The sequence below is a fragment of the Aeromonas sp. 102P genome (assembly GCF_051920345.1).
Classification (GTDB): domain Bacteria; phylum Pseudomonadota; class Gammaproteobacteria; order Enterobacterales; family Aeromonadaceae; genus Aeromonas; species Aeromonas veronii.
In genome coordinates this window covers 1,988,020-1,999,267 of sequence record NZ_JBQBCZ010000001.1, presented here as the reverse complement: position 1 = coordinate 1,999,267, position 11,248 = coordinate 1,988,020, and the positions used below count along the sequence as shown (strand labels likewise).

The window sequence follows — 11,248 nt, the reverse complement described above, 5'->3', positions numbered from 1 at the left end:
ACCATCGGCTAAATCACTACACCGTAAATAACAAGACCCCGCCAATTGGCGGGGTCTTGTTGAGAGGCTATCAGCCGAAGCGGTAGGCGCCCATATAGAGGCTGCCGCCATCCCAGCTCTCGTGCAGCCGGGTCGGTGCCACACCATCGGCCGCCCCCAACGCCACAAAGAGCGGGCGCAGGTGGTCATCGTGGGGATGGGACTCCACTGCTCCGGGAGCCAGCCGACGATAATCGAGCAGCGCCAGCCGATCCTCGTCGGCCATCTTCTGCTCCAGCCAGTCGACAAACTGGCTGGCCCACTCCGGCACTGGCGAGCCTTCCGGTGCCAGCGCCCGCAGGTTGTGGGTAATGGCGCCAGAGGCGAGGATGCCAATCCCCTGACTGCGCAGCGCCCCCAATACCTCTCCCAGTTGCCACAACTGGGCCGGGGTGAAGCTGGCGGGAATGGAGATCTGCACCAGCGGGATCTCGCTGTTTGGGTCGATCAGGGAGAGCGGCGACCAGACCCCGTGATCCAGCTCGCGCCGCACCGGGGTGGAGGTCAGTCCGGCCAGTGCCAGCTGGTCGCTCACCCCTTGTTGCAGCCACTCGGGGCTGCTGGCAGGCCAGCGCATCCGGTAGAGGGGCTCGGGAAAGCCGTAAAAGTCGTACATCAAGGCCGGTTTGGGCTCGACGTTGATCTGCAACTCGCGGCTTAACCAGTGGGCGGAGATGACCACCAGCCCCTTGAGCTCACCCAGACGCAGGGTTCGCAGAAAGCGGGTGGCGGGTTGCTCACGCAGCACCAGATCCGGTGCGCCGTGAGAGATAAACCAGACGGGGGCGAGGGACATAAAGCGGACTCCAACAAAGTATCAAGGGGCGGTACCGGAGGGGATATCGCTGTTGGAATCGATTATCCCCCTGCCATGAAAGGTGGACAATCCAGCAAGATAGATAAGAACTATCAACTAATGGTTGATAATTTCACGCTTTCACGACCGATAAGCAGCAATAGATATCAAGGCTGAGGAGCATCCGGCAGCGATCGGGCTGCACGAAGCGCCATTCGGGTCGCTGCACTGTGATCCTGCCACTCTCGCCACGCCAATCCCTCGGCGGCCACCTCCCCTTTCACTGGGAGGGAGAAAATTGCCAGCAGTCGCGCATTATCAGGCCAGTAGCGGGCTGGCAGTGTCTGAACCAGCAGCAGGGCGGCGCCCAGCAAGAGCAGAGTCCATCCGGTTTCATGGCTGTTTTTCATCCCGACCTCCTTCACCCTTGCGCCAATGAACTAACATTTTTGCGCAAGCCGGTGACAAGACGGTGACAGCGGACGGGTGGTCATTTTACAACATCTGAACCTCAACCCGGCCAAACAACCACAGATGGCAACATTTGTATCCCTTAAGCCCGAACCTGTGGCCGTATGCTCTAAAATGTGACTCACAGGAAAACGTTATCCCTGAAAAGAAAACGTTATCTGGTCAAAACGTTGTTTCTGGATCATAAAAAGATTCCAAAAACTGGTGTATATTGCTCGGCGGAAATTCCTTAACCATGAAGATTGACATGAAAAAGACCAAAATTGTCTGCACCATCGGTCCGAAGACCGAATCCAAAGAAATGCTGGCCAAAATGCTGGACGCCGGCATGAACGTCATGCGCCTGAACTTCTCCCACGGTGACTACGCCGAGCACGGCAGCCGCATCAGCAACCTGCGCGCTGTGATGGCCGAGACCGGCAAGCACGCAGCTATCCTGCTGGACACCAAGGGTCCGGAAATCCGTACCATGAAGCTGGAAGGCGGCAACGACGTCGCGCTGGTCGCTGGCCAGACTTTCACCTTCACCACCGACCAGACCGTGGTTGGCAACAAAGACAAAGTGGCGGTGACCTATGCAGGTTTCGCCAACGATCTGCGCGTCGGCAACCGCATCCTGGTTGATGACGGCCTGATCGGTCTGGACGTTATCGAAATCACCGAGCGCGAAGTTATCTGTAAAGTGCTGAACAACGGTGACCTGGGCGAGAACAAAGGCGTTAACCTGCCGGGCGTCTCCATCAAGCTGCCGGCCCTGGCCGAGAAAGACAAGCGCGACCTGATCTTCGGTTGCGAGCAAGGCGTTGATTTCGTTGCTGCTTCTTTCATCCGTAAGAAAGAAGACGTTCTGGAAATCCGTGAGCACCTGAAAGCCCACGGCGGCGAGAACATCCAGATCATCTCCAAGATCGAAAACCAGGAAGGTCTGGACAACTTCGACGAGATCCTGGCTGTTTCCGACGGCATCATGGTTGCTCGTGGCGACATGGGTGTAGAGATCCCGGTTGAAGAGGTTATCTTCGCCCAGAAGATGATCATCGCCAAGTGCAACAAAGCCCGCAAAGTGGTTATCACTGCCACCCAGATGCTGGACTCCATGATCAAGAACCCGCGTCCGACCCGCGCCGAAGCTGGTGACGTGGCCAACGCCATCCTGGACGGTACCGACGCAGTGATGCTGTCCGGTGAATCCGCCAAGGGTAAGTACCCGCTGGAAGCCGTGACCATCATGGCCACCATCTGCGAGCGTACCGATGCCGTGATGCCGTCCAACCTGTCTGCTGCCAACGACAGCAACAAGCTGCGCATCACCGAAGCCGTATGTAAAGGCGCCGTAGAGACCTCCGAGAAGCTGGACGCCCCGCTGATCGTGGTCGCTACCGAAGGCGGTAAGTCTGCCAAGGCCATTCGCAAGTACTTCCCGAAAGCCTGGATCCTGGCTATCACCACCAACAAGAAAACTGCTGCCCAGCTGGTTCTGACCAAGGGTGTGGTTGCTCACGTGGTTGACAGCATCGCCTCTACCGACGATTTCTATCGCATCGGTAAAGAAGCCGCACTGGAAATCGGCATGGGTCTGAAAGGTGACGTAGTTGTGATGGTCTCCGGTGCTCTGGTACCGAGCGGCACCACCAACACCGCTTCTGTTCACGTTCTTTAATCAGAGCTGAACGAGTTGAAAACGGCGCCTGCGGGCGCCGTTTTTTTTGTCCCTCCCCCCTGCTTACCTGACAAGCCCGGTGTTAGAATCCACGCGAATTTAATCTATGCGGGAAATCTCCCGAATATCGCGTAATAACCCGGAAGTTATATGCCCTCAATACGTTTTAAAAGAGTCTCGGCCACACTGTTGCCGCTGCTCTGTCTCCTCGCCAGCCTCTGCGTCCCGCAAGCCATGGCGCAAGATGTCCCCTCTCGCAACGCAGTTCAGCGAGCGCTGGATGGTCTGGGTAAATCAGAAACCCTGACCGTCAGTCAGCAAGCGGATCAGAAGTTGCTGACCGAAACCCTCGGCCTGCTCGACAGCATCGACAAGGAAGAGGGGAAGGCCAAGACCCAGGCCCAGCGGATCCGCAACCTGCCCACCGAACTCAGAGAGATCAGTGCCAAGCTCGATGCCCTGACCAAGGGCAAGAGTGCCGAGCAGATCAAGAGCGAATACGCCAGCATGAGTCTGGCAGAGCTCGATAGCCGTCAGCCGGAAGTGCTGGCCAACATGCAGGCGGCCCAGGAGGCCCTCGGCGCCATCGGCAGCCAGCTCACCAGCTTGCAGACCCTGCCGGAGAGGGCCCAGGCCAGCATGAGCCGTGCCTACCAGCGCAGTCAGGAGATCCGTACCCGCCTCAACGCCGGTGAAAGCGTCTCCAGCGCCGAGAAGATGAAGCTCGGTGCCGAACTGGCCCTGCTCGACCTGCAACTGGCCCACCTGCAAAAGGAGCTGGATAACCGTACCAGCATGCAGGATCTGGCGATCAAGCAGCGCGACTACCAGAGTGCCCGTCTCGCCAGCGAAGAGCAGAAACTGCAGCTGTTGCAGGATCAGAGCAGCGCCAAGCGCCTCGGCGACACAGAGAAAACCGCCGAGCAGACCGGTGAACTGGTGGCGACCGAAGACAGCCCGCTGGTGCAAAAAGAGCAGGAGCTCAACCACCAGCTCAGCCAGCAGCTCATCGGTGCCACCACCAGCCTCAACTCGCTGGTACAGAAAAACCTGCAAGCCAAGAGCTGGCTGGAGCGCGGCATCCAGACCGAGCGCAACCTCAATGAACAGGTGCAGATGCTCAAGGGCAATCTGCTGCTGTCACGCATCCTCTATCAGCTCTACCAGCAGCTGGAAGCGGCGCCCACCATCGCCGTCAAAAACCTGGAAGAGCAGATCGCCGATCTGCATCTGGCCCAGTTTGAACTGAGCCAGCAGCGTGACCAGCTGTTCCAGAAGAACCTCTATCTGGACAATCTGATCGCCGGCAGCAAGGATCCGGTCAGCGAGGAGGACAAGGAGAGCCTTGCCAAGCTGCTCGACACCCGCATCAATCTGCTCGATCAGCTCAACCGCCAACTCGACAGCCAGCTCACCAACGCCATCAGCCTGCAGCTGACCCAGCAGCAGCTGGCGCGGGTCTATGCCTCTATCGAATTTACCCTGCAGCAACACATCTTCTGGGTAAGCAGCAACAAGCCCATCGACAGCAAGTGGTTTATCAGCTGGCCCGCCCAGGCCTACAAACAGGCCTCCGACTGGGTATTGAAACCGGACTGGAAACGCTGGCGCGAAGAGCTGCTGGGGATCTCTCTGCTCGCCTTCCCGCTGCTGCTGATCGGCGGCCTGCTGGTCTGGAAACGTCCGGCGCTGGTTGAGCGCGAGAAGAAGATCACCAAGGACCTTGGCCGTTTCCGTCAGGACAGCCAGTGGCACACCCCGCGCGCCCTGCTCTATACCGTGCTGCAACGCCTGCCGGGCAGCATGTTCATTCTGGCTGGCGGTCTGCTGCTCACCTACTGCGGTCTGCTCAGTCCCAAGCTGATGTTCCAAATCACCCTGAACCTCGCCCTCGGCTATCTGGTGTTCAGCGTCTATCTGGCGGTGATGCGCCCGGGTGGCATCGCCGAAACCCACTTCCGGATCCCGAAAGCGGAGCTGCAGGCCAAGCGCAACAGCATGCGCTACATCTGGTTGCCACTGCTGCCGCTCATCATGCTCGCGACCAAGGCGGTGGTTGAACCCTCCACCCTGGGCAACGACGTGATCGGCCAGGCCATGACCCTGACCCTGCTGGGGCTGGCCGCCTATCTGGTGTTCCCCATCTCCCGCGCCCGCATCAAGGGCGAGGCGAGCATGCAGAAGTCGCTGATCGCCATCGCCCTGGCGCTGGCGCTGGCGCCGGTGGCGCTGATCGTGCTGGCGGTGCTCGGTTACTACTACACCGCGCTGAAGCTGACCGGTCGCCTGATCGAATCCTTCTACCTCATCATCATCTGGAGCCTGGTCTACCGCACCGCCCTGCGTGGTCTGGAGCTGGCGGCCCGTCGTCTGGCCTACCGCCGTGCGGTGGCCAAGCGTGAGCACAAATCTTCGGAAGATGCGGAAGGGGGCGAGTCCATCGAAGAGCAGCCCATGGATCTGGAGGATGTCAGCCAGCAGTCCCTGCGTCTGACCCGTACCGTGCTGATGCTGATCTTCGGCGTCGCCTTCTACTGGCTCTGGTCCGATCTGGTCGCGGTCTTCTCCTACCTCGACAGCATGGTGCTGTGGCACCGCAGTGAAGGCACCGGCGCCAACGCCGTGCTGTTCCCCATCAGCCTCAGTGACGTGCTGATCGGCTTCCTGCTGCTCGGCGGTGCCTGGTCACTGGCGCGCAACCTGCCGGGCTTGCTGGAGGTGCTGGTGCTCTCCAAGCTCAATCTGGCTCAGGGTACCGCCTACGCTATCACCACCATGCTCAACTACGTGCTGATCGGCTTTGGCTCCCTCACCGCTCTCTCCATGATGGGCGTGCAGTGGGACAAGCTGCAGTGGGTAGCGGGTGGTCTGTCAGTCGGTATCGGTTTCGGCATGAAGGAGATCCTCTCCAACTTCGTCTCCGGCATCATCATCCTGTTCGAGCGTCCGGTGCGGATCGGTGACACCGTCACCATCGGCTCCTTCTCCGGTACCGTCTCTCGGATCCGCATTCGTGCCACCACCCTGACCGACTTCGACCGCAAAGAGGTGATCATCCCCAACCAGCAGCTGATGACAGAACGGCTCATCAACTGGTCGCTGAGTGACACCGTCACCCGGGTGATCGTGAGGGTGGGCGTGGCGTATGGCTCGGATCTGGAGCTGACCCGCACCCTGCTCAAACAGGCGGCCGACGAAAACAGTCGGGTGCTGAAAGACCCGGCCCCCATCGTCTACTTCCTCACCTTTGGCGCCAGCACCCTGGATCACGAGCTGCGCTTCTTCGTGAGCGAACTGGGGGATCGCAACCCGGCGGTGGACGAGCTGAACCGCAAGATCGACCAGCTGTTCCGCGAGAACGGCATCGAGATCGCCTTCAACCAGATGGATGTCTACATCAAGAACATGCAGGGCGAAGAGCAGAAGGTGGAGTCCAACTCCGCCGCTCTGCCGCCGCCCGCAGAAGATGGCAAGCAGCCAGCCTGATAGCGAACTGCATGAATCTGATGGCAACAGCCGCTCACCCTGGTGAGCGGCTTTTTTATGCCCTGTCTATGGCGATAGAGACAGTTATCCATTGCCAGCATCAGTGAAAACCACGCAACAGTGCGACCATCATCCTTGATAAAATATAAAGAGAAATAAAAGTCTAAAAACAAACACTTGCCCCACACCACTACTTACCGCATGGATGAAACCTGCGCCCTTCTCCCCTCACCGCGCCCCCCATACCGCGCTCGCTCCGGCTCCCGGACTTTTATAACTTTTTTTAATTTTATTTGAGTGTCCTCTTCATCCTGACCATTGCAAAGTGGCGCCATTCCAGCGCCGGGCCCTGTGACCACCGTCCGGCTGACACCGACTTGCTCATTTGATAATTGAAAGGATCCGAGAGATGAAACACCCCTTGATGGTAATGGGAATAGCCGCCTGTCTTGCATTGAGTGGCTGCCAGAATATGGATACCAAGAAAGTCCTGATAGGTGCAGCTGCGCTGGGTGCCATCGGCGCCGCTGGCTATTACGCCGGGAAAAAGCACAGCGATAACAAACACGAGCATGATGGCCAGCATGACGATAGCGATGACCAGCATATGGCCACCAGCAAGATGCCCCGTTACAGCTCGGGGGAAGCAGCCAGCAAATTCCATGTCTCCCCGCGCGATATCACCACCGAGTCGGCAGAAGAGAGTGGCCACAGATACAAGGTCTATGGCCAGTACGAGACCGACGATGATGCGGTCGACTTTACCTGCACCTTCAATCACGACGGTCGCTTCCTCTCGGTCGTTCGCAGCTGATTGGCCAGCGGTTACAGCCAATTCACCACCGACTCCCCATACAGGACACTCACGATGAAACAGCAACGCAGCATGATCGCCAGCCTCATTGCGCTGGCCTTGCTTGGCCTCGCTCCATGCGCCTGTGCCACCAGCGGCCACTCCGGGGTGGATCTGGCCAGTATGGATAACAGCGTGCGCGCGGCGGACGATCTGTTTCGCCACGTCAACGGCAACTGGCTGGCACAGACCCGGATACCGGATGACATGCCGGGGCAGACCATCGGCAATCTGCTGGCGGACAAGTCGCTGGAGGATCGCAAGGTGTTGCTGGAGGAGCTGCTCAAGCGCCCGCAACAAGCCGGAACCCCTCGCCAGCAGATAGCCGACCTCTACGCCAGCTATCTGGATCAGGCCGGGCGGGATGCCAAAGGGCTGACCCCCATTCAGCCACTACGTGACGAGATCATGGCCATCCATGATGGCGCCTCGCTGGCCACCTACTTTGCCCGGGTTAACAAGCTGGGGGGCGGCGCTCCCTTTGGTATCGGGTTCATGGCCGACAAGAAACAGCCTGACAGCTACGGGATCTATCTGCAGCAATCCGGTCTCGGTCTGCCGGGTCGGGAGTACTACCTGAAAGCAGATGCCGCCAGCAAGGCTCTGCGGGCCAGCTACGAGCAGTTCATTACCGCCCTGCTCAACCATGCCAGCGTCGAGGGGGCGAGCGAACAGGCCCATCGCATTCTGGCGCTGGAAACCCGCCTCGCCAGCCTGCAGTGGGACAGAGTCAAGCTGCGGGATGACAACCTCACCTACAACAAACTGCCCATCGCCCGCCTCAGTCAGTTGCTGCACACCCTGGATTGGCAACGCTACCTGACAGAGGCCGGTATCGCCGGGGAAACGGAGATCATCGTCAGTGAGCCGGACTATCTGGAGAAGCTGACCGCCGTGATGCAGGAGACCAGCATCGCGCAGTGGCAATCCTACTGCCTGTTCCATCTGCTACGCACTTATGCGCCCTATCTCGACAGCCAGAGCAATGCCCTGCACTTCGCTTTCTACGGCACGACCCTGAGCGGCATCCCCCGTCAGCGGGAGCCCTGGAAGCAGGCCATGGAGGTGCTGGACGACTATCTGGGTCAGGCGGTGGGCAAACTCTACGTGGAGCGCTACTTCCCGGCCGAAGCCAAGGCACAGATGGCGACCATGGTACGCAATCTGATCGCTGCCTATCGCCAGGAGATCGGTGGGCTCGACTGGATGTCTGCCCCGACCAAACAGCAGGCGCTGGCGAAACTGGAGAAGGTACGGGTCAAGATCGGCTATCCCGACCAGTGGCAGGATTACAGCGCAATCGAGATCCGTCCCGATGATCTGGTCGGCAATGTCCAGCGAGCGGCCACGGTGCGTTACAACGAGCACCTTGCCCGCCTCCATCAACCGGTGGATCGGGAGGAGTGGTTCGACAATCCGCAGACGGTGAACGCCTACTACAACCCGAACAACAACGAGATCGTCTTCCCGGCAGCCATACTTCAACCGCCCTACTTCGATCTGAAGGCGGATGATGCGGTCAACTATGGCGCCATCGGCGCGGTCATCGGTCACGAGCTGAGCCATGGTTTCGATGATCAGGGGGCCAAATTCGATGGCAGCGGTGCCTTGCACAACTGGTGGGCTCCGGCCGATCTCAAGGAGTTCACCGCCAGAGCGCAAAAACTGGCGAAACAGTACGACCGTTTCGAGCCAATCAAGGGGGAGCATGTCAACGGCCAGCTGACCCTTGGCGAGAACATCGGCGATCTCGGCGGCCTGACCATCGCCCACAAGGCGTACCGGCTCACCCTGGGCAACCGCCAGCCAGCGGTGCTCGATGGCTTCACCGGCGAGCAGCGTTTCTTTATCGGCTGGGCGCAGGTGTGGAAAGGAAAGTACCGGCCCGAGCTCGCGGCCGTTCTGCTCAAGACAGATCCCCACTCGCCGCTGGAGTACCGGGTCAATGGCGTCGTCGCGAATATGCCGGCCTTCTACAGTGCCTTTGCTATCAAGCCGGGAGACAAGCTCTATCTGCCACCTTCCGAGCGCGTGAAGATTTGGTGACCACCAGCAGGGGCCCTGGCCCGAAAAGCTCCAGCAGATGGACCACCTCCACCTGAGCTGAAGATGAGCGACACAGGGAGTGTCTGTTTTACCCCGCCTGGTTTTTCCCGACCCACATGTGCCTGACCATGTGGGTTTTTTTGACCCTTTTGCTCTGCCCCTTCTCCTCAACCTGCCCAGCTTTCACCCGATACGGCCACGGCAAACAACCCCGCCATTTTCTCGCCTTTGCCATTGGCTGAAAAACCGGCGGCGGAACCGCTATAAATCGGTTTACCACCAAACAGGTCTGACCTATGGTAAAGCATGTAAAAGATGCATCGTGGAGCCGCTTTTCCTATGAATGACCGAGAACTGCAACAGATCCTGTTTCGCTCCTTCGATGTGATCCCGCTGCCTATTCTGGTGTCCGAATCCATTGCCCGTCACGATGGCTGCTCACCCGACATGATCCCGCAGCGGCGCCACCGCTTCTTGAATAAAGCCTTTATTGAGCAGCTGGGCTACAACCTTGACGATCTGCCGGACATGGCCTCCTGGTTTCAGGTCGCCTACCCGGATGAAGGGTATCGCCGCACCATCATCGACTCCTGGCACTCCCAGGTGGAACAGAGCTTGTCTCAAGGGCTGGAGGTTGCCGAAATGCCTGCGCTGATCCGCTGCAAGAGCGGTCAGTCGCGCTGGTTTATCGTCACTGCCCAGCTGGGAGCCGATGCCATCCCGGATGGCCATATCGTCACCTTTCGCGATATCCACGACCTGCAGTGCATGGTGGAAGAGGTGAGCCGCCTCTCCTGCACCGATCCGCTCACCGAACTGACCAACCGGCGTGGCGCCCAGCAACAGTTGCAGGCCCTTTGGTTGCAGGGTGAGCCCCTCTCGGTGGTACTGGGAGATATCGACCATTTCAAGCAGGTCAATGACCGCTACGGTCACCCTGCGGGTGATGCCGCGCTGTGCGCCGTCGCCCACGCCATGGCGGGCCAGCTGTTGCCGGGGGAGAGTCTGGCACGTTGGGGCGGGGAGGAGTTCCTGCTGATCCTGCCTGGTTGCGATATTGAACAGGCAGCACGGCGCGCCGAACAGCTGCGCCAGCATGTCAGTTCCACCCACTTGCCATGGCAGGGGAAGCAGCTATCCCTCACCATCAGTCTGGGGTGTGCCAGCATGAAGGGGCAGGAGAGCATCGACTATCTGCTGATGATGGCCGACCGGGCCCTTTATCAGGCCAAGGATCAGGGCCGTAACCGGGTTGTCATCTCGACGGAATAGAGTGGTAACCAGAACGGAAAGCCGACTCGCAGCCATAAAAAAACCGAAGCACAAGGCTTCGGTTTTTTACTGCGCAACTGGCGTGAGCCAGCCGGGCATTACTTCTTGATACGGATAACCGGGGTCTCGCCTACAGTCACGGCACCAGTCATTTTGATCAGCTCTTTGATCTCGTCCATGTTGGAGATGACAACCGGAGTCAGGGTAGACTTGGCTTTCGCTTCCAGAACGGCCAGATCGAACTCGATGATGGTGTCGCCGCGCTTGACCTGTTGACCTTCCTGAGCGATACGCTTGAAGCCTTCGCCTTTCAGTTCAACGGTGTCGATACCGAAGTGAACGAACAGCTCGATACCGGAGTCGGATTCCAGAGAGAACGCGTGGTTGGTCTCGAAAATCTTGCCGATGGTACCATCGCACGGCGCAACCATCTTGTTGCCAGCCGGCTTGATGGCGATACCGTCACCAACGATCTTCTCGGCGAAGACAACGTCAGGCACATCTTCGATCGGCACGATTTCGCCAGACAGCGGAGCAAAGATTTCGATGCCGCCGGTGTCAGAGCTATCGTCGGAAACCAGTTTCTTCAGTTTATCAAACAGACCCATATAAAGCTCCTAGAGAT

At 59.0% G+C, this 11,248-nt stretch carries 8 protein-coding genes; 5 read left to right on the top strand and 3 right to left on the bottom strand.

Features of this window, described 5'->3' with window-relative positions:
• Nucleotides 1–70 precede the first annotated feature (70 nt).
• Together ACTG1K_RS09635 and ACTG1K_RS09630 are read right to left on the bottom strand one after the other, a co-directional pair.
• Nucleotides 71–835 (bottom strand): DODA-type extradiol aromatic ring-opening family dioxygenase, encoded by a 765-nt coding sequence (locus ACTG1K_RS09635; protein WP_440005179.1) that lies wholly within the window; start codon nucleotides 833–835, stop codon nucleotides 71–73.
• Nucleotides 836–1,002: 167 nt separating this feature from the next.
• On the bottom strand, nucleotides 1,003–1,245 hold the full coding sequence (locus tag ACTG1K_RS09630; RefSeq protein ID WP_101529803.1) for a hypothetical protein: 243 nt from the start codon (nucleotides 1,243–1,245) through the stop codon (nucleotides 1,003–1,005).
• Nucleotides 1,246–1,553: 308 nt separating this feature from the next.
• On the opposite strand from ACTG1K_RS09630, the gene pykF reads away from it, so the two are divergent.
• The 5 genes from pykF to ACTG1K_RS09605 all read left to right on the top strand — a co-directional run bounded on the left by pykF (nucleotide 1,554) and on the right by ACTG1K_RS09605 (nucleotide 10,623).
• Nucleotides 1,554–2,966, top strand: a complete 1,413-nt coding sequence (gene pykF / locus ACTG1K_RS09625; protein WP_031227651.1) for a pyruvate kinase PykF — start codon at nucleotides 1,554–1,556, stop codon at nucleotides 2,964–2,966.
• A gap of 150 nt (nucleotides 2,967–3,116) precedes the next feature.
• Nucleotides 3,117–6,452, top strand: a complete 3,336-nt coding sequence (gene mscK / locus ACTG1K_RS09620) for a mechanosensitive channel MscK (RefSeq protein WP_440005178.1) — start codon at nucleotides 3,117–3,119, stop codon at nucleotides 6,450–6,452.
• Between the two features lie 409 nt (nucleotides 6,453–6,861).
• Nucleotides 6,862–7,266, top strand: coding sequence for a hypothetical protein (locus ACTG1K_RS09615; protein ID WP_440005177.1), 405 nt, complete (start codon nucleotides 6,862–6,864; stop codon nucleotides 7,264–7,266).
• 54 nt (nucleotides 7,267–7,320) lie between these two features.
• Nucleotides 7,321–9,351 (top strand): M13 family metallopeptidase, encoded by a 2,031-nt coding sequence (locus ACTG1K_RS09610; protein WP_425854248.1) that lies wholly within the window; start codon nucleotides 7,321–7,323, stop codon nucleotides 9,349–9,351.
• A 339-nt stretch (nucleotides 9,352–9,690) separates the two neighbouring features.
• On the top strand, nucleotides 9,691–10,623 hold the full coding sequence (locus ACTG1K_RS09605) for a GGDEF domain-containing protein (RefSeq protein WP_429157145.1): 933 nt from the start codon (nucleotides 9,691–9,693) through the stop codon (nucleotides 10,621–10,623).
• A gap of 98 nt (nucleotides 10,624–10,721) precedes the next feature.
• Here the strand turns inward: ACTG1K_RS09605 and crr are convergent, their stop codons facing one another.
• Entirely contained in the window at nucleotides 10,722–11,231 is a 510-nt protein-coding gene (gene crr / locus ACTG1K_RS09600; protein WP_005338264.1) for a PTS glucose transporter subunit IIA, read from the bottom strand.
• Nucleotides 11,232–11,248: the final 17 nt, after the last annotated feature.

Excerpts from the sequence above, each read along its gene's own strand:
- ACTG1K_RS09605 (WP_429157145.1), top strand. The coding sequence starts at position 9,691 with ATGAATGACCGAGAACTGCAACAGATCCTGTTTCGCTCCTTCGATGTG.
- crr (WP_005338264.1), bottom strand. The coding sequence starts at position 11,231 with ATGGGTCTGTTTGATAAACTGAAGAAACTGGTTTCCGACGATAGCTCT.
- ACTG1K_RS09610 (WP_425854248.1), top strand. The coding sequence starts at position 7,321 with ATGAAACAGCAACGCAGCATGATCGCCAGCCTCATTGCGCTGGCCTTG.
- ACTG1K_RS09630 (WP_101529803.1), bottom strand. The coding sequence starts at position 1,245 with ATGAAAAACAGCCATGAAACCGGATGGACTCTGCTCTTGCTGGGCGCC.
- mscK (WP_440005178.1), top strand. The coding sequence starts at position 3,117 with ATGCCCTCAATACGTTTTAAAAGAGTCTCGGCCACACTGTTGCCGCTG.
- ACTG1K_RS09635 (WP_440005179.1), bottom strand. The coding sequence starts at position 835 with ATGTCCCTCGCCCCCGTCTGGTTTATCTCTCACGGCGCACCGGATCTG.
- ACTG1K_RS09615 (WP_440005177.1), top strand. The coding sequence starts at position 6,862 with ATGAAACACCCCTTGATGGTAATGGGAATAGCCGCCTGTCTTGCATTG.
- pykF (WP_031227651.1), top strand. The coding sequence starts at position 1,554 with ATGAAAAAGACCAAAATTGTCTGCACCATCGGTCCGAAGACCGAATCC.